16 protein-coding genes are annotated in these 18,414 nt (G+C 63.4%); 7 read left to right on the forward strand and 9 right to left on the reverse strand.

Features of this window, described 5'->3' with window-relative positions; genetic code table 11:
* Positions 1-61 precede the first annotated feature (61 nt).
* Positions 62-565, forward strand: a complete 504-nt coding sequence (locus IAG25_RS13760; protein WP_187605344.1) for an Mpo1 family 2-hydroxy fatty acid dioxygenase — start codon at positions 62-64, stop codon at positions 563-565.
* On the opposite strand, the gene rarD is transcribed toward IAG25_RS13760, so the two are convergent.
* The gene (gene rarD, locus IAG25_RS13765; protein ID WP_187605345.1) at positions 566-1,543 is read right to left on the reverse strand and encodes an EamA family transporter RarD; all 978 of its coding nucleotides are present in this window, start codon (positions 1,541-1,543) and stop codon (positions 566-568) included.
* A 373-nt stretch (positions 1,544-1,916) separates the two neighbouring features.
* Between rarD and egtD the strand changes: the two genes are divergently transcribed.
* The gene (gene egtD, locus IAG25_RS13770) at positions 1,917-2,885 is read left to right on the forward strand and encodes an L-histidine N(alpha)-methyltransferase (protein WP_187605346.1); all 969 of its coding nucleotides are present in this window, start codon (positions 1,917-1,919) and stop codon (positions 2,883-2,885) included.
* Between the two features lies 1 nt (position 2,886).
* On the opposite strand, the gene IAG25_RS13775 is transcribed toward egtD, so the two are convergent.
* Genes IAG25_RS13775 through IAG25_RS13795 form a run of 5 tightly spaced genes read right to left on the reverse strand, consistent with a single transcriptional unit; the run spans position 2,887 to position 8,973 of the window.
* Complete coding sequence (locus IAG25_RS13775) at positions 2,887-3,183, reverse strand: acylphosphatase (protein WP_061175015.1); 297 nt, start codon at positions 3,181-3,183, stop codon at positions 2,887-2,889.
* Between the two features lie 49 nt (positions 3,184-3,232).
* Positions 3,233-4,372, reverse strand: coding sequence for a hybrid sensor histidine kinase/response regulator (locus IAG25_RS13780; protein WP_187605347.1), 1,140 nt, complete (start codon positions 4,370-4,372; stop codon positions 3,233-3,235).
* 25 nt (positions 4,373-4,397) lie between these two features.
* Positions 4,398-4,994, reverse strand: a complete 597-nt coding sequence (locus IAG25_RS13785) for a chemotaxis protein CheB (protein WP_187605348.1) — start codon at positions 4,992-4,994, stop codon at positions 4,398-4,400.
* Between the two features lie 2 nt (positions 4,995-4,996).
* Positions 4,997-5,833 (reverse strand): CheR family methyltransferase, encoded by an 837-nt coding sequence (locus IAG25_RS13790; protein ID WP_187605349.1) that lies wholly within the window; start codon positions 5,831-5,833, stop codon positions 4,997-4,999.
* Between the two features lie 17 nt (positions 5,834-5,850).
* Positions 5,851-8,973 (reverse strand): response regulator, encoded by a 3,123-nt coding sequence (locus IAG25_RS13795; RefSeq protein WP_187605350.1) that lies wholly within the window; start codon positions 8,971-8,973, stop codon positions 5,851-5,853.
* Between the two features lie 173 nt (positions 8,974-9,146).
* Here IAG25_RS13795 and hpnA point away from each other — a divergent pair, with 173 nt between their 5' ends.
* From hpnA to IAG25_RS13810, 3 genes are all read left to right on the forward strand, one after another.
* The gene (gene hpnA, locus IAG25_RS13800; protein ID WP_187605351.1) at positions 9,147-10,157 is read left to right on the forward strand and encodes a hopanoid-associated sugar epimerase; all 1,011 of its coding nucleotides are present in this window, start codon (positions 9,147-9,149) and stop codon (positions 10,155-10,157) included.
* 243 nt (positions 10,158-10,400) lie between these two features.
* Complete coding sequence (locus IAG25_RS13805) at positions 10,401-12,647, forward strand: NADP-dependent isocitrate dehydrogenase (RefSeq protein WP_187605352.1); 2,247 nt, start codon at positions 10,401-10,403, stop codon at positions 12,645-12,647.
* Positions 12,648-12,850: 203 nt separating this feature from the next.
* Positions 12,851-13,381: a hypothetical protein gene (locus tag IAG25_RS13810; RefSeq protein WP_187605353.1), complete on the forward strand. Its 531-nt coding sequence runs from the start codon at positions 12,851-12,853 to the stop codon at positions 13,379-13,381.
* 669 nt (positions 13,382-14,050) lie between these two features.
* On the opposite strand, the gene IAG25_RS13815 is transcribed toward IAG25_RS13810, so the two are convergent.
* A complete protein-coding gene (locus IAG25_RS13815) occupies positions 14,051-15,253 on the reverse strand; it encodes a glycosyltransferase (protein ID WP_187605354.1) in 1,203 nt (400 codons plus the stop codon).
* 432 nt (positions 15,254-15,685) lie between these two features.
* Between IAG25_RS13815 and ispH the strand changes: the two genes are divergently transcribed.
* Together ispH and hpnH are read left to right on the forward strand one after the other, a co-directional pair.
* Entirely contained in the window at positions 15,686-16,648 is a 963-nt protein-coding gene (gene ispH / locus IAG25_RS13820) for a 4-hydroxy-3-methylbut-2-enyl diphosphate reductase (RefSeq protein ID WP_187605355.1), read from the forward strand.
* Positions 16,649-16,661: 13 nt separating this feature from the next.
* Positions 16,662-17,816, forward strand: a complete 1,155-nt coding sequence (gene hpnH, locus IAG25_RS13825) for an adenosyl-hopene transferase HpnH (RefSeq protein ID WP_187605356.1) — start codon at positions 16,662-16,664, stop codon at positions 17,814-17,816.
* 79 nt (positions 17,817-17,895) lie between these two features.
* On the opposite strand, the gene IAG25_RS13830 is transcribed toward hpnH, so the two are convergent.
* A complete protein-coding gene (locus tag IAG25_RS13830; protein ID WP_187605357.1) occupies positions 17,896-18,045 on the reverse strand; it encodes a hypothetical protein in 150 nt (49 codons plus the stop codon).
* Between the two features lie 171 nt (positions 18,046-18,216).
* Positions 18,217-18,411 carry a YbdD/YjiX family protein gene (locus IAG25_RS13835; protein WP_035502870.1) on the reverse strand — a complete coding sequence of 65 codons (195 nt, stop codon included), beginning with the start codon at positions 18,409-18,411 and terminating at the stop codon, positions 18,217-18,219.
* Between the last annotated feature and the right edge of the window lie 3 nt (positions 18,412-18,414).

Raw genomic sequence — 18,414 nt, forward strand, 5'->3', positions numbered from 1 at the left:
CCGATATCGACGAGCGGCTTATCATTCGTGAATTAAAAGAACACGAACGGAGACGCCCTCCATGCGCACACTGACCGATCAGTTGTCGCAATACGCCGAATATCATCGCGACAGGCGCAACATTGCCACGCACTTCATCGGCATTCCGCTCATCGTGCTCGCGATCGCCGCGTTGCTGAGCCGTCCCGCATGGCCCGTATTGTCGGGCGCGTTTCTGCTCACGCCTGCGTGGGTGCTGTTCGCGCTCGCCACGCTCTACTATCTCTGGCTCGATGTGCCGCTCGGCATCGGCATGGGTATCGTGTCCGCGTTGAGCGCGGTATTCGGGCAGTGGGCCGCGTCACAGAGTACCTGGAGCTGGCTCGCGATCGGCATCGGCATGTTCGTGATCGGCTGGGCGTTTCAGTTCGTCGGGCATGTGCGCTATGAACATCGCAAGCCGGCTTTCGTCGACGATATCGTCGGCTTGTTGATCGGGCCGCTCTTCATACTCGTCGAGCTGATGTTCGGCCTCGGCCTCATGCGCGATCTGCACGATGCCATCGAAACGCGCGCCGCGCGTTGATCAGTCCACGCGCTCGATTTCCTCCGCGACGGTTTCATGCTCGACGCTCGCGTGGTGCTCGCTCATCGGCAATGTCCGCTTGTGCGACCGCTCGCGCATCAGCAGACGCGCGCTGTGCACGCCGGTCAGCACGACGGCGATCCAGATCGGCACGTAAGTACCGAGTTGCCGCGCCGAAAACGGCTCGCCGAGCAACAGGACAGCGACGCCGACGAGCAGCACCGGTTCCACATAGCCGAGAATGCCGAAGAGCGCGATCGGCAGATGACGGCTCGCGCGCAGGTACGACGCGAGCGCGATCGTGCTCAACGCCCCGAGTCCAGGCAGAAGCAGCAGCCCGAGACGCGGCTCGCCCGCGACATCCGCGAACGAACCCCGCACGATCAGCATGATCGCGGCGACGGGCGCGATCAGCATGATTTCGACGGCGAACGACACGAGCGGATCGGCATTGAGCCGGCGGCGCAACACGAAGTAAGGCGGATAGCCGAGCATCACGACGAGCGTCGGCCACGCGAACGCATGGGTGATGACCAGTTCATGCGCGACGCCCACGGCCGCCGCGGCGACGCCCGCCCACTGGAAGCCGTCGAGACGCTCGCCGTAGTGAAAGCGGCCGAGCAGCACCATCGCGAGGGGCAGAAGAAAATAGCCGAGCGATACTTCGAGCGCGCGCCCGTGCAACGGCGCCCAGAGAAAGATCCACAACTGCACGCCGAGCAGCGCGGCGGCAATAGCGAACGCCAGCAGCAGTTGCGGCGTTTTGGCGAGCCTCGCGACGAGCGCGCATAATTGCGGCCAGCGCTTGCGCAGCGCAACGAGCGCGAGCGCGCCCGGCAATGTCCACACGATTCGCCACGCGAAGATGTCGAGCCCGTCGAGCGGCGCGAGCCATTTCGTATAGCCGGACATAAGCGCGAAGAGCGCGGAAGCGGCTACGGACAGCGCGATGCCGCGCCCCAGGTCATGCTGATTCATCGAAAGAGGCGCTACGCGCTGAAGGTGACTGCAAGCCGAACGAAACTTGAACGCGCATTCTAACGGTGCACGCGCGCAATTTTCAGAACCCGCTTCAATCGAAATTCCCGGACGTGCCCGCTTTTTGCTTCCTTCATGCTTCGCATTTCCGCATGAACTCCGCTGCCTGATCGCTGTCACTTGCGGTTGTCTTTAGCCGGTCACGATGATCGGCGACCCTTGTCGGTCCGGCATGTGCCGGTCCGGTCCCGAAGTCCGGGCGGCGCCGCGTACGAACATCCGCCGCTCACGTCATTGCATCCGCAGCAACACGCGCCGTGCCGTCATGTTCGACGATGGCACGCGAAGAAAACGCCGCATCGATGGAGACGTCATGACTCAACCTGCCCTGTCGCCCCGCTTTTCCAACGCCTTCGCAGAGGCCGTGTACGTAGGACTCAGCAAGCGTCCGCAAAAAGAACTGCCTTCGATGTATCTGTATGACGAAGTCGGCTCGGCCCTCTTCGAAGTGATCACCGCGCTGCCCGAATACGGCGTGACGCGCGCCGAAGAACGCGTGCTGAAGGCTCACGCGGCGGACATCGTCGCGGCCATGCCGGGCGACATCCAGGTCGCCGAACTCGGCAGCGGCAGCGGCCGCAAGACGCGCCTCATTCTGGAGGCGCTGTGTAAAAAGCAGCCCACCGCTTACCATCCGATTGAAATTTCTCGCACCGCCTTGCAGTTGTGCCGGCGCGAGTTGAGCGATATCGAGCGCGTGTCGATCGTCGGGCACGAGCGCGATTACCTCGCGGGATTGTCCGAAGTCAGCGCGAAGCGCAAGGATGGCGAAAGACTGCTCGTGCTGTTTCTCGGCAGCACCATCGGCAACTTCGCGCGGCTCGCGGCGACGAAGTTTCTGCGCTCGATCCGCGGCATGCTCCAGCCCGGCGACGCGCTCTTGCTCGGCACCGATCTCATCAAGCCGCTGCCGGTGCTCGTCGCCGCGTACGACGATCCGATCGGCGTCACGGCCGCGTTCAATCTGAACATGCTCGCGCGAATCAATCGCGAACTCTCCGGCGACTTCCCGCTCGATGCCTTCGAGCACGTCGCGCGCTTCAACCCGGATGCGCGCAGCATCGAAATGCATCTGCGCGCGAAGCGTGCGCTGTCCGTGCGCGTGCGCGGCGCGGACCTGCACGTCGAGTTCCGCGAAGGCGAGACGATCTGGACGGAAAGCAGCCACAAATATGCGGCCGATGAAGTCGCGCCGATCGCCGCCGATGCGGGCTTCGAATGCACGCATCAGTGGCGCGACGAGCAATGGCAGTTCGCGGAGAGCCTGCTGGTCGCGAAATGAGTTAGTGCTGCTCGAAGCGCTCGTAACGTTTTTCGACGTGGCGCTCTTCGCTGTGGAAATCGGTGACGCGGGCATGCGGCGGCCCGCGTCGCAGCCATTCGAGCATCAGGTCGACCTGATTGGCCGCGCCCTGCACGATCGCTTCGACGGAGCCGTCGTCGAGATTGGCGACCCAGCCGCGCACGCCGAGCGCATGCGCCTTTCTGACCGTGTAATGCCTGAAGCCGACGCCCTGCACGACGCCGCGCACCCGCACGTAATAGGTTTCGATTCTCGTATCCAGATCCGGGCCTGGCATCGTGCTCACTCCTTTCAGATGTCGATACGCCGCATTGTAGCCACGCTCTTCAACTCAGACGGAAAGGCTGCGCCATGTCCGCGCGCTCGCCCGAACGCGGATGCGGCACGCGCGGCAGCGTCACCACGAACACCGTGCCGGATTCGGCGGTGGAGTGCGCCTTGACATCGCCGCCGTGCATCTGCGCGATCTCGCGCGTGATGTAGAGCCCGAGCCCGAGACCGCTCGATTCATGCTGGCGCCGGCCCGAGCGATACGGCGCGAAGATCGTAGGCAGGACGTCGGCGGGAATTTCACCCGCATTCTGCACGGTGATGATCACGTCGTCGGCGTTGCCGTCGAGGCGCACCTGAATCGCCGAGCCTTCGAGACCGTGTTGCAGCGCGTTGCCGATGAGATTCGAGAACACCTGCGAGAGCAGATCGCCGTCGCCCTGCAAAAGCGTATCGCCCTGGCGCAGCACGAAAATGCGCCCTTCGCCGACCCGCGCCTCGTATTCGTCGACGATATTCTTCGCGAGCGTCATCAGCTCCACCGCGCGCGGCTGCAAGGTCACGCGTCCGCCGCGCAGACGCGCGAGGTTCAGCAACTGATCGACCATGCGCACCATGCGCATGCCGCTCGACTTGATGCGCGTGCCGATATTCGCGACGTTCTCGTCCGGCACGAAGCGCGCGAGATATTCCGCCGACGCGATCACCGCCGAGAGCGGCGTGCGCAGATCGTGGCCGAGCACGGCCATCAGCATCTCGTTCGCATCGAGCAGTTGCTGCACGGTCGCGAGTTGCGTCGCGAGCTGCTGCTTCTGGCGCTCCATCTGGATGAACACATCGACCTTCGAATTGAGGATGCGCGAATCGAAGGGCTTGTAGAGAAAGTCCACCGCGCCCGCTTCATAGCCGCGGAAAGTGCGGCTCGCGTCCTGCGCCGTCGCCGTAAGAAAGATGATCGGCACGTGCGCGGTGCGCGGGCTGCCGCGCATCAGCTCGGCGAGTTCGAACCCGTCCATGCCGGGCATGTTGACGTCGAGAATGGCGAGCGCGACTTCGTGCTTGAGCAGAAGCTCGAGCGCGGCCGGTCCCGATTCGGCTTTCAGCACCGACAGATCCGGCCGCGCGAGCGACGCTTCGAGCGCGGTGATGTTGTTGCGGATGTCGTCGACGATCAGCACGTGGATGGGTTGCGTCATCTGGTGACTCCTTGCCTTGCTTCCTTCATTGCCTGTAGCCGATGCACTGCGTGAGCCGCATCGCCATGTGATCCAGCGTGAGCACTTCGTTCACCGCGCCTTGCGCGATGGCCGCGAGCGGCATCGCGGGCGCGCTCGCCGTCGCCGGGTCCTGCGCCCAGCATGCGCCGCCCGCATCGCGGATCGCGCGTGCGCCGCGCGCACCGTCGTCGTTCGCGCCGGAGAGCACGATGCCGAGCAGCCGCTCGCCATACGCATGCGCCGCCGATTCGAACAGCACGTCCACCGATGGCCGCGAAAAGCGCACGGGCGGATCGACCGACAGCGCGATCGCCGGCGCTGCGCCGCCCTCCGCCTCGACGAGCATGTGATAGCCCGGCGGCGCGAAGTACACGGTGCCCGGCGCGATTTCGTCCTTGTCGAAAGGCTCCACGATGGCCATCTCGCAGCGCGTCGCGAACAATCCGGGCAGGAGGCTCGGCTGCCCCTGACGCACATGCACCACGACGAGCACCGGCGGCGCGAACGCCTTCGGCAACGCGGGCAGCAACTGATTGAGCGCCTCGACGCCGCCCGCCGATGCGCCGATCACGACTGCCCCGATGCGGTTCGCGTCGATCATCGTCACACCTTCTGATAAAGCCGCTCGCGCGGATTGAAGTCCGCGAAACGGTCTGCGTACGTGGAAAAGCGCAGGCTCTCCTTGCTGCCGAGACCGAGAAACCCGCGCCGCACGAGCGAATCGCTGAAGAGGCCGAGCGCGCGATCCTGCAGTGCGCGATCGAAATAGATCAGCACATTGCGGCACGACACCAGATGCGCTTCGAGAAACACGCTGTCCGTCGCGAGACTATGATCCGCGAACACGACACGCGACTTGAGCGTCTGCGAGAACTTCGCCGCGCCGTAGGCCGCGTGATAATAGTCCGAGAGCGAACGCTTGCCGCCCGCCGCCAGATAGTTCTGGCTGAAGCCCGCCATGCGCTCCAGCGGATAAATGCCGCTTTCCGCCTGACGCAATGCTTCGGCGTTGATGTCGGTCGCGTAGAACACCGTGCGGTCCGCGATCTTCTCCTCCGCGAACAGCACCGCGAGCGACCACAGCTCCTCGCCGCTGCTGCATCCCGCGACCCACACCTTGATCGACGGATACGTCTGCAGAATCGGTACGACCTGCTCGCGGATCGCGCGAAAATACTGCGGGTCGCGGAACATCTCGCTCACCTGCACCGTGAGGTACTGAAAGAGCCGCGCGAACAAAGCCGGGTCGCGCAGAATGCGCTCCTGAAGATGCGACAGCGTCGGCACACCGAAATCGTGCACCGCCTGCGCGAGTCTGCGCCTCAGCGAACTCACGGAGTAATGCCGGAAGTCGTGCTGATAGCGCAGGTAGATCGCTTCCAGAATCAGCTTCAGTTCGATGTCGAACGTCGCTTCTTCGTCGTGCCGGCCGTCATTCATCTGAGAGATAGGTCCGTTCATCGCTGGCGCAGCCATACGCGGCACAGCGACACGAGCTTATCCACGTCGATGGGCTTGGATATGTAGTCGTCCGCACCCGCTTCGAGACATTTCTGGCGATCGCTCGGCATCGCCTTCGCCGTCAGCGCGATGATCGGCAGGCGCGCATGTTCCGCACGCTTGCGGATTTCGGTCATCGCGGTGAGGCCGTCCATCTCGGGCATCATGACATCCATGAGAACGAGGTCGATATCGCCGCGGCGCGCGAGCGCTTCGAGCGCCTCGCGTCCGTTGCGCGCGATTTCAAGCGTTGCTCCGAGCGGCTCGATCACGCGCGAGAGCGCGAAGATATTGCGCACGTCGTCTTCGGCGAGCAGGATCGTGCGGCCCTCGAACACGTCGTCGCGCTGACGCGCCGCGCGCAGCATGCGCTGCTGCTCGGGCGGCAACGCGCTTTCCACGCTATGCAGGAACAGCGTGACTTCGTCGAGCAGACGCTCCGGCGATTTCGCCCCCTTGATGATGATCGATTTCGAGTAGCGGCGCAGGCGCTGCTCCTCGTCCTGCGACAGCAGCCGTCCCGTATAGACGATGACCGGCGGCGACGCCTGCCCTCCGCCCGCCGACACGCGTTCGAGCAATTCGTAGCCGGAGCCGTCGGGCAGCGCGAGATCCATCACGACGCAATCGAACGGCGCGCGCTGCATTTCCTCGATGGCCTCCGCGATCGATCCCGCTTCCACGATACCCACGGTCTCGCTCGCGAGCAGCGCGTGAATGCTCTGGCGCAGCGCCGGATCGTCCTCGACGACGAGCACGCGGCGCATGCCCTGCGACGAGCGCGCTTCGAGCTTGCGGATCGCGTGGGCGAGATCGTCGCGCGCGCTCGGCTTGAGCGTATAGCCGATTGCGCCGAGATGCAGCGCGACGTCGGCGTGATCGGTCGCGGAGACGACGTGAATCGGGATGTGACGCGTGAGCGGATCGTGCTTCAGCCATTCGAGCACCGTGAGACCCGACTGATCCGGCAGACCGATGTCGAGCAGAATTCCGTTCGGCTGGAGCGAGCGCGCGAGCTCGACGCCCTGCGTCGCCGTGGCGGCGTGCACGCAGTCGAAGTCGAGTTCGTGAGCGAGATCGTAGAGAATCCCGGCGAACGGCTGATCGTCCTCGATGACGAGAATCACGCGGCCCGGACGCTTGCGGTCGGCACGATCGTCGGCGATGGCCATCGGTTCGTGCATCGCGACCGGCGGATGAATGGGCTGCGGCTGCATCGGCGCGGGCGCGGGTGCGGACGCCGGCTCGCTCGCTTGGGCGATCGTATCGAGCTTCGCGGTGACGGTGCCTTCACGCACCGCGATGGGCAGCGTCACCGAAAACACGCTGCCGTGCCCGAGCTCGCTCGACACGGACACCGAACCGCCGAGCAGACGCGAGAACTCGCGCGAGATCGACAGCCCGAGGCCGCTGCCGCCGTATTTGCGGCTCGTGGTGCCGTCGGCCTGCTGGAAGGCCTGGAAGATCATGTCCTGCTTCTCGCGGGCGATGCCGATGCCCGTGTCGCGCACGTCGAAGCGCAGCGCGTTGTCGCCCGCGCGCTCGACCGCGACCGTCACGCTGCCGCGCTCGGTGAACTTGAACGCGTTGGACAGCAGATTGCGCAGCACCTGCAGGAGCCGCTGGCTGTCAGTGACGAAGTATTGCGGCACGTTCTCGCCGTGCTGCGTGACGAAGTCGACGCCCTTGCTTCCGGCAACCGGCGCAAAGGACTGCCGCAGCGTCTGCAGGATCGAATCGACGGACGTGGGCGCGAACTGCACGTCCATCTGTCCCGCCTCCACCTTCGACAAATCGAGAATGTCGTTGATGAGCGAAAGCAGATCGCTGTTCGACGAATGGATCGTCGCCGCGTAGCGCACCTGTTCATCGGTCAGGTTGCCCTGCTTGTTGTCCTGCAGGAGCTTCGCGAGGATCAGCGAGCTATTGAGCGGCGTGCGCAGTTCGTGCGACATATTCGCGAGGAACTCCGACTTGTACTGGCTCGCGCGCTCCATTTCCAGCGCGTTCGCGGTCAGTTCCTGCTGCGCCTGCAGAAGCTCGGCCTTTTGCCGCTCCAGATGCTGCGTATGCTCTTCGAGCTGGACATTGGTCTGTTCGAGTTCCGCCTGCTGCTGTTCGAGACGCCCCTGCGAATCCTGCAGCGCGCGGCCGCGCTCTTCGAGTTCCTCGTTCGACACGCGCAGCTCTTCCTGCTGCACCTGCAATTCCTCGCTCTGGCGCTGCGTTTCTTCGAGCAGTTCGACGAGACGCGCGCGATAACGCGTCGAACGCAGCGCCATGCCGATTGGTTCCGACGCCATGTCGAGCAGCGCGCGGGCATCGTCGAAACGTCCTTCGTTGCCGACGAAGCCGAGCTCGATCGCGCCCGCGACATCGCCATCGGCGAAGAGCGGCGCGATCAGCACGCGCGAGGCCGTCGCCGACCCGAGCGCGGAGCCGGCTTTCAGATAATGCGACGATGCGTCGCGCAGTTCGAGCACGCGCGCTTCCTCGATCGCCTGACCGACGAGCCCTTCGCCCCGCGCGATCCTCGCCGGCGCGCCGCCTTCGTCCGGCAGCGCCCAAGCGCCGACGCGCACGAGCGCATCGCCGTCGAGCGCATAGACGACGCCGACTTTCGCTTCCACGTACGGAATGATCGAACGCAGGATGCTCACGCCGATCGAAGCCGGAGACTGCTCGCCGCGCAATTTGACGCCGAGCTGCACGATGCCCTGTTGCAGCCAGGTCGTGCGTTGTACGGCCAGCCGCGATTTGATATATAGATGCGCCACCGCCGCGAGCGCGAGCAGCACGACGATGCCCATCGCGCGGTTGATCTGGAGCACGTCGCGGCTCGTGTTCGGGTCGGCGGCCGCGAGTGCGTATCCTGCGATCATCAGCACGGCCGATGCGCCCGCGGTGACGATCGGCACCGACGGCCGGTCGGCCCAGACGCACAGCACGACCGGCAGCACGTAGAAGATCCAGATCGCGACGCGCATCGGCGTGAGCACATCGATGCTGAACACGACCGCGAGCGAGAGCGCGATGGCGAGGTAAATCCAGGAGCGTAGGTTTCGAGTGTCTAGAGGCATCGTCCACCGGTTCTGTTCATGTTTTGCGCGGGCCACGCGCCGGCAGCAGGCACGGACCTTAGCATGACGCGCAAGCCCTTGTCACATCGGGCTTTGCAGCCGATCGGCGCATGCTTTCCCGCGCGGCAGTTGTTACGAAAGACGGCCGCGCCAGTATTTTCAACGAGGTAAGAATGACTGATTTTTCCGGCTCTCGCGTGCTCGTCACCGGCGCCTCGGGGTTCGTCGGGTCCGCGGTCGCGCGGCTCGCCATCGAACGGGGTTTCGACGTGCGCGTGCTCGTGCGCAAGACCAGCCCGCGCAAGAACGTCGAATCGCTGAATGCGGAGATCGTCGTCGGCGATATGCGCGACGAAGCGTCGATGCGCGCCGCGCTCAAGGGCGTGCGATTCCTTTTCCACGTCGCCGCCGATTACCGCATCTGGGCGCCGGACCCGAGCGAGATCGAGCGCGCGAATCTCGAAGGCACCGAGGCGACGATGCGCGCGGCGCTGGCCGAAGGCGTAGAACGCATCGTTTATACCAGCAGCGTCGCGACCCTGAAGGTGACGAGCTCCGGCGCGATCGCCGACGAAACCAAGCCATCGGACCCGGCGAGCACCATCGGCGCGTACAAGCGCAGCAAGGTGCTCGCCGAGCGCGCCGTCGAGCGCATGGTCGCGCAGAACGCGCTGCCTGCAGTGATCGTGAATCCGTCGACGCCGATCGGCCCGCGCGACGTGCGTCCGACACCAACCGGGCGCATCATCGTCGAAGCGGCGACGGGCAAGATTCCCGCGTTCGTCGATACCGGCCTGAATCTCGTCCATGTCGACGATGTCGCGAACGGGCACTTCCTGGCGCTGGAGCGCGGCAACATCGGCGAGCGGTACATCCTCGGCGGCGAGAATCTGCCCTTGCAGCAGATGCTCGCGGACATCGCCGGATTCGTCGGACGCAAACCGCCGACGATCAAGCTGCCGCGCGGGCCGCTCTATCCGGTGGCGCTGGGCGCCGAGCTGATCGCCAAGCTGACCGGCAAGGAGCCGATGGTCACGCGCGACGCGCTGCGCATGTCGAAGAACAAGATGTACTTCACGTCGGCGAAGGCCGAACGCGAGCTGGGATACAGCGCGCGGCCGTACCAGCAGGGATTGAAGGATGCGCTCGACTGGTTCCGGGCGAACGGTTATCTCGCAGGATGAAGCACGGAATCATTCATGAAACGTTCCGGCCGAGGCAACGAGGCGCAGGAGTGCAACTCTTGTATAAGACTCGAAAAAAGTTAAGTCATTGAAATAGCAAGAAAAACGTCCGTTTTGGCCCGTCTCGCACGGCGAGATTCACACGCGCGCCCCGCAAAAATCAGGCAGAATAGCGGTTTGTTGCCGGAGGGGTGCCGAGGCCGGCGGTTTTTTTCAACCTGTTTTCGGATGTCGAGACAAGCGATGAGTAATCAGCAACCCACCATCATCTACACCCTGACCGACGAAGCTCCGCTGCTCGCGACCAGCGCCTTTCTGCCGATCATCCGTGCCTTCACCGCGCCGGCGGGCGTCAATGTCGCGACGAGCGACATCTCCGTGGCCGCGCGTATCCTCGGCGAATTCCCCGAATTCCTGACCGACGAGCAGAAGGTCCCCGACAACCTCGCCGAACTCGGCCGCCTCACGCAGCTCGACGACACCAACATCATCAAGCTGCCGAACATCAGCGCGTCGCTGCACCAGTTGACGAGCGCGATCAAGGAGCTTCAGTCGAAGGGCTACAAGCTGCCCGACTACCCCGAAGAGCCGAAGAACGACGAAGAGAAAGCCATTCGCGCGCGCTACGGAAAGTGCCTCGGCTCGGCCGTGAACCCGGTTCTGCGCGAAGGCAACTCGGATCGCCGCGCGCCGCTCGCCGTGAAGAACTACGCGAAGAAGCATCCGCACAGCATGGGCGAGTGGAGCATGGCTTCGCGCACGCACGTCGCGCACATGAAGCACGGCGACTTCTATCACGGCGAAAAATCGGTCACGAATGACAAGGCGCGCGAAGTGCGCATGGAACTCGTCACCAAGCGCAGCGAGACCATCGTGCTCAAGCCGAAGGTCAAGCTGCAGGACGGCGAGATCGTCGACAGCATGTTCATGAGCAAGAAGGCGCTGGTCGAGTTCTACGAAGAGCAGATGGAAGACGCGCGCAAGACCGGCGTCATGCTGTCGCTGCACGTGAAGGCCACCATGATGAAGGTCTCGCACCCGATCGTCTTCGGCCACGCCGTGAAGGTGTTCTACAAGGATGCGTTCGAGAAGCACGCGAAGCTCTTCGAAGAACTCGGCATCAATGTGAACAACGGCCTCGTCGACCTGTACACGAAGATCGAGACGCTGCCGGAATCGCAGCGCGATGAAGTCATCCGCGACATGCACGCGTGCCACGAGCACCGCCCGGCGCTCGCGATGGTCGATTCGGCCAAGGGCATCTCGAACCTGCATGCGCCGAACGACGTGATCGTCGATGCCTCCATGCCCGCGATGATCCGCGCCGGCGGCAAGATGTGGGGCGCCGATGGCCGTCCGCAAGACACGAAGTGCCTGATTCCGGAAAGCACGTTCGCGCGCATCTATCAGGAAATCATCAACTTCTGCAAGACTAACGGCGCCTTCGATCCCAAGACAATGGGCACGGTGCCGAATGTCGGCCTGATGGCGCAGAAGGCCGAAGAGTACGGCTCGCACGACAAGACGTTCGAGATCGCGGAAGACGGCACGGCGCGCATCGTCGATAACGCGACGAACGAAGTCATCGAAGGACTCACGCAGGAAGTCGAGAAGGGCGACATCTGGCGCATGTGCCTCGTGAAGGATGCGCCGATCCGCGACTGGGTGAAGCTCGCCGTCACGCGCGTGAAGAACTCGGGCACGCCGGCGGTGTTCTGGCTCGACCCGTATCGTCCGCACGAAGCCGAGCTCATCAAGAAGGTCGAGACGTACCTGAAGGACTACGACACCGAAGGCTTGGAAATCCACATCATGTCGCAAGTGCGCGCGATGCGTTATACGCTCGAGCGCGTGATCCGCGGCATGGACACGATTTCGGTCACCGGCAACATCCTGCGCGACTACCTGACCGACCTGTTCCCGATCATGGAACTCGGCACGAGCGCGAAGATGCTGTCGATCGTTCCGCTGATGGCGGGCGGCGGCCTGTATGAGACGGGCGCGGGCGGCTCGGCGCCGAAGCACGTGCAGCAGCTCGTGCAGGAAAACCATCTGCGCTGGGACTCGCTCGGCGAATTCCTCGCGCTGGCGGTGTCGCTCGAAGAGCTCGGCATCAAGAACGACAACGCGCGTGCGAAGCTCGTCGCGAAGGCGCTCGACGCCGCCACCGGCAAGCTGCTCGACAACAACAAGAGCCCGTCGCCGAAGACCGGCCTGCTCGACAATCGCGGCAGCCAGTTCTATCTCGCGATGTACTGGGCGCAAGAACTCGCGTCGCAGTCGGACGACAAGGAACTCGCGCAACTGTTCGCGCCGCTCGCGAAGACGCTGGCTGAAAACGAGCAGAAGATCGTCGACGAACTCGCCGCCGTGCAGGGCAATGCGGCGGACATCGGCGGCTACTACAAGCCGGATGAGAAGAAGCTCGAAGCGGTGATGCGTCCGAGCAAGACGCTCAACGCCGCGCTCGCGGAAGTGCGCGCGAAGTAAGGCGATACGGGCGCGTCATGCGCCCCGATGAACCGGCATCTCTTCGGGGATGCCGGTTTTGTTTTGCGCCATCGGCGTCGAAGAAATCTGTCGTGTAATCCGCAGTTTCGGTGCAATTGGTTACAACCTGTGCCGACCTCGCCAAATTCGAGCGGGTAGAATCGTTGCCTCGCCGCCCGCTTGCCAGACACAGACACACTCGCATGAATCTACAAGACCAGCTCGGCGCGCTTGAGTCGAGCCTCGACACGCTCCTCGAGACCGCCGCCGCATCTGTCCGATCATCCGTTGAATCGACCGAAACCGCTTCGACGTCCGTTGCGGCTTCGCCGGATGAACCGCCCGCGTTGGGCGACGTGAGCGAACCGGCCGATTCCGCCGCGCCCGCCGAACCGCCCGGTCTGAACGAGCCGCCTACGCTTGTCGTCTCGCGTCCGGAACGCGATGCAGTTGAAATGACGATTGCGGGCAAGACGGTGAAGTTGAGCCCGGAGGGGGTGTCGGAGCTGATCGAGGAATTGTCGAACGTGCGGGCGTCGATGTCGCCGGAGCAGCCGGGGGGTATCGCGCCTGGATGGCGGTTTGCGGCTACTAAAAATCCCGTCATGGCGACTCAGAAATATGCCAATGGCGATCGGCTCCTGGTCATGCGTCATGCCGGGCATGGTTGGGTGCCGTTTACGTTTTCGCCCAACATGGTCGTTGAGTTGTATGCCATGTTGACTAAGAAATAGGCTTCGGCTTTTTCTTCGCTGGGTCCCGGTTTCGTGTCGGTCTATTAGCACTGCCCCTCCCCGGGGCGGGGGTCACTTTCTTTGCTGCTGCAAAGAAAGTAACCAAAGAAAGCAGCTTCTCATCGCCCGCGGTCACACGCACGTTGGCCATGCTTGCCAGCCGCCAATGGTCCTCGCCTAAGTGTCGCCCTCGAAGGACCAACTGGGCTTGGCTCGCGCACGGTCTGACGCCCGAGACGTTTCAGCGCGCTGGTTCAGCACCAAATAGCTTCGGCACAGCGCTGCGCGCTGCCGTCGGGTATGCGAAGGAAACCAACGCACCACCGATGCGGTGAGATTGCGGCGTTAGCAAGAAAGCACGCGCCGACCCGATTGACCGGTCGGCCGCGAAGCAGGCCGGAGCTATCTGGTGCTGAACCAGTGACGCGAGCGGTACGATGTGTCAGACCGTGCGCGAGCCAAGCCCGGTATGTCCTTCGAGGGCGACACTTAGGCGAGTGCCACCGCCGGCTGGCAAGCATGGCCAAACTGCGTGTGACCGCGGGCTTAAACGAGCTGCTTTCTTTGGTTACTTTCTTTGCAGCAGCAAAGAAAGTGACCCCCGCCCCGGGGAGGGGCAGTGCTAATAAACCAACACGAAAACGGGATCCGGCGAAACCAAAAACCCACCTACGATCCCTCCTGCCCCGGCGCCTGCACCCGCGCCTTCCACTGCCCGCCTTTCCCGCTCCAGTAACGCACCGCCGAGCCGATCGTCGCGCTCACATAAAACAACGCAACGAGCGGCAGAAGCGGCGCCCACAAAAGCGATCTGCGGTAATAGCGCAGCATCGGACCATACGCGATGCACATGAACGCCCACGCCGCGCACGCCGGCCAGGCCCGCGCGCCATAAGCCAGCGCGAGCACCGGCGGCGCGAGATAGATCACCGCCATGCCGAGCACGGTGCCGGCGAGCAGCAACGGCGAATAGCGCAACTGCGTAAACGCCGTGCGGGCGATCATGTTCCAGATCTCTCGCCAACTATCGTACGGACGCAGCGATTCGCTGCGATCGGCGAGATCGAGGCGGATCGGGCGCGCGTCGTTGCGGCCCGCGCGATGCTTGATGCGCGCAGCGAGACTGCAATCGTCGATCAGTTCCTGACGGATCGATTCGATCCCGCCCGCCTCCACCAGCGCCGAGCGTCGCACGAGCATGCAGCCGCCCGCCGCGCCGGCAGTCGGCTTCTTCACGTCGTTGACCCAGGCGAACGGATAAAGCTTCGCGAAGAAAAACACGAACGCCGGAATCAGCACCTTCTCCCACAGCGAATCGCAACGCAAACGCACCATCAGCGAGACCAGATCGCGGTCCTCGAGAATCGTGCGCGCGACGAGCTGCGTCGCGGCATCGGCCGGATGGTAGATGTCCGCGTCAGTCAGGAGCAGGAACTCGGCGGGCAGACCGAGCGAATCGATCGCGCCGATGCCCTGCGACTGCGCCCACACCTTGCCCGACCAGCCCGGCGGCAGCGGCTGCGCGGTCAGCACGGTCAGACGGTCTTCGAGCCCGAGATCGCGTGCGGCGGCGAGCGCGACCCGGGCGGTGCCGTCGGTGCTATGGTCATCGACGACGATCACATGGAACGCGCCCGCGTAGTCCTGCTTCAGGAGCGAGCCGACCGCGCGCCCGATGACGTCGGCCTCGTTGCGCGCCGGCACGACGGCCACGAGCGCGGGCCATGCGCCACGACGCGCGATCTCCGCGTTGCCGACGGCGTGTACCGTCGTACCGGACAGCGCCGGCGCAGGTTCCGCGCGCCAGAAGCCGCCGCGGGCGAACAGCAGCACGATCCAGATCAAAAAAGACAGCCAGGCGATCAGTAGCATGAAATAAACAATTAGCTTGGAAACAGTGGCGCAGCCGGATGGCGCGGTCGACGAGGCGTTGCGCGAAAAATACACAAATCGAACGACGCCGGGAGTCTGTCCGGAAGGCCGCCGGGCGGGGCGCAACGGCGCAAGTCGCGCCGCCATGCGGTCCGAGGCGTCCGACAGTTTACTGGGTTCTGAAAATTGCCGTATCGGCACGCGCCGGGCGGCTGCACGCAGTGAAGCGGGCATTGAGCACCCAAAAAGGGAACGGGTTAGAATACGCGGTCAACTTCGGCGCGCAGACCAAATCACCGTGTCTTTTTTTCCGGTCTGCTTTCCCGGGGCGTTTTTAACGTCTCCGAGGCGTCGTGAAGGCCGAATCAAAGGAAAGCGCGAGCTTCGCGCCGGCTAACCCCGAAACCCGCGTCAGTCGGAGTTCGTTCGAATATGCGTATCATCCTTGCTCAACCCCGCGGCTTTTGTGCGGGTGTGGTCCGTGCGATCGAAATCGTCGATCGGGCCCTCGAACGACATGGCGCCCCCGTCTATGTGCGTCACGAGATCGTTCACAACCGTCATGTCGTCGATAATCTGCGCAGCAAAGGTGCGCGTTTCGTCGAGGAGCTGGATGAAGTGCCGCACGGCGCGGTCGCGATCTTCAGCGCGCACGGCGTCGCGCAGAGTGTCGAGAAGGATGCGCAGACGCGCGGGCTCGATGTGCTGGACGCCACCTGCCCGCTCGTCACCAAAGTTCACGTGCAAGGCCGCCAGTATGTATCGCAGGGGCGCACGCTCATTTTGATCGGCCATGCGGGCCATCCGGAAGTCGAAGGCACGATCGGGCAGATTCCGGGCGAAGTCGTGCTGGTGCAAAGCGAAGCCGAAGTGGAGAAGATGACCCTCGCGCCCGATACGCCCGTCGCTTACGTCACGCAGACCACGCTTTCGGTCGATGACACGCGCGGCATCATCGATGCCTTGCAGCGCCGCTTCACGGATATCGTCGGCCCGGACACGCGCGACATCTGCTACGCGACGCAAAACCGCCAGGCCGCCGTGCGCGAGCTGTCGAGCCAGGTGGATGTGCTGCTCGTGGTCGGCGCGACCAACAGTTCCAATTCGAACCGCCTGCGGGAAATCGGCGCCGAAACCGGCGTTCCGAGCTACCTCGTCGCGGACGGTTCAGAGATCAGGCCGGAGTGGTTTGCCAATGTGCAGACGGTCGGCATCACCGCGGGTGCTTCGGCGCCCGAGGAAATGGTCAAACATGTGATCGATGCCCTGCGCGCGTTCGGAACCGTCGAAGTCACGACGATGAACGGCCGCGAGGAAAAGGTCGAATTCAAACTTCCCGCGAAGCTCACTCAGCCGGTCGCCGCCGTTGCGGCAACCGCGACTCGCGAAGAATAAGGAGAGGACGCAATTGTCTATCCCGATGCTCCAGAAGGCCCGCGTAGGCGCCTACATCTTCAAGCAGCACTTCACGGGCACCAAGCGTTACCCGCTCGCGCTGATGCTGGAACCGCTGTTCCGCTGCAATCTCGCCTGTAACGGCTGCGGCAAGATCGATTATCCGGATCCGATCCTGAACCAGCGTCTGTCGCTGGAAGAGTGTCTCGGCGCCGTCGACGAATGCGGCGCGCCGGTCGTGTCGATCGCGGGCGGCGAACCGCTGCTGCACAAGGAAATGCCGCAGATCGTGAAGGGCATCATGGCGCGCAAGAAGTTCGTGTATCTCTGCACGAACGCGCTGCTGATGGAAAAGAAGATGGACGACTACGAGCCGAGCCCGTACTTCGTCTGGTCGGTGCACCTCGACGGCGACCGCGAGGCGCACGATCACTCGGTTTCGCAGCCGGGCACCTACGACAAGGCCGTCGCCGCGATCAAGGAAGCGAAGCGCCGGGGCTTCCGCGTGAACATCAACTGCACGCTGTTCAACGATGCCGAACCCGAGCGCGTGGCGAAGTTCTTCGACACGCTCGGCCCGATCGGCGTCGATGGCATCACGGTCTCGCCGGGCTATGCCTACGAACGCGCGCCGGATCAGCAGCACTTCCTGAATCGCGAAAAGACCAAGAATCTCTTCCGCGAAATCTTCAAGCGCGGCAACAACGGCAAGAACTGGTCGTTCAGCCAGTCGACGCTGTTCCTCGATTTTCTCGCGGGCAACCAGACGTATCAGTGCACGCCGTGGGGCAACCCGGCGCGTACAGTGTTCGGTTGGCAAAAGCCGTGCTATCTGGTCGGCGAAGGTTATGTGAAGACCTTCAAGGAACTGATGGAAACCACCGATTGGGACAAGTACGGCACGGGCAAGTACGAAAAGTGCGCGGACTGCATGGTCCACTGCGGCTTCGAGGCGACCGCCGTGATGGATACGGTGGCGCATCCGCTGAAGGCCGCGAAGATCGCTCTTTCGGGTCCGCGCACGACGGGCGCATTTGCGAAGGATCTGCCGATCGACAAGCAGCGTCCGGCCGAGTACGTGTTCTCGAAGCACGTGGAGATCAAGCTGGAAGAGATTGGCCGCACGCAGAAGAACAAGGGTGCGAAAACGGCGGCGGCGGTGAACTGAGTCGCGCGTTGAACGTGTGGAAATGCGAGGGGCGGGTGACTTGGGTCATCCGCCCTTTTTGTTTCGATGTTCGCCGCCTCTAATCCTTGATGGCCTCCCAATCATCTACGCCGACGGGTTCCATCGGATCGATATAGAACAGCACGCTCCCGCGCAACTCTTCAAGCGGCGAAAGGATTTCATTGGCCGATGGCTGCATATCAGATATCGGCTTTTGATGATCTGTCATGTTGAAGTCCCTCAAAAGTGCAAAAGCGAATTTGCTTTGAACATCGTTTGAGTGGCGGGTTTCCGGAGGGCGCGTCTAAAGTTGTGGAAAATTGCCATTTCCGCACGCATAAAAAAACGCGACGGCTCATCACCGTCGCGTTCTCGTCAACTGCCGCCAAGCGCCATCAACTCAACAGCACTTCCCCGCCCCCGATCCATACCTCGCCTCCTGACGCTCGCGGAAAAACTCCGCGTAGCTCATCATCGGCTTGTCGGGATGCGTCGTCTGCATGTGCGTGACATACGCGTCGTAATCAGGCATCCCGACCATCAGACGCATCGCCTGGCCGAGATACCGTCCTGCTTGACGAAGATCGGTGAACATCGC

Origin of the sequence: Caballeronia sp. EK (genome assembly GCF_014384845.1) — a bacterium.
GTDB classification, from domain to species: Bacteria; Pseudomonadota; Gammaproteobacteria; order Burkholderiales; family Burkholderiaceae; genus Caballeronia; species Caballeronia jiangsuensis.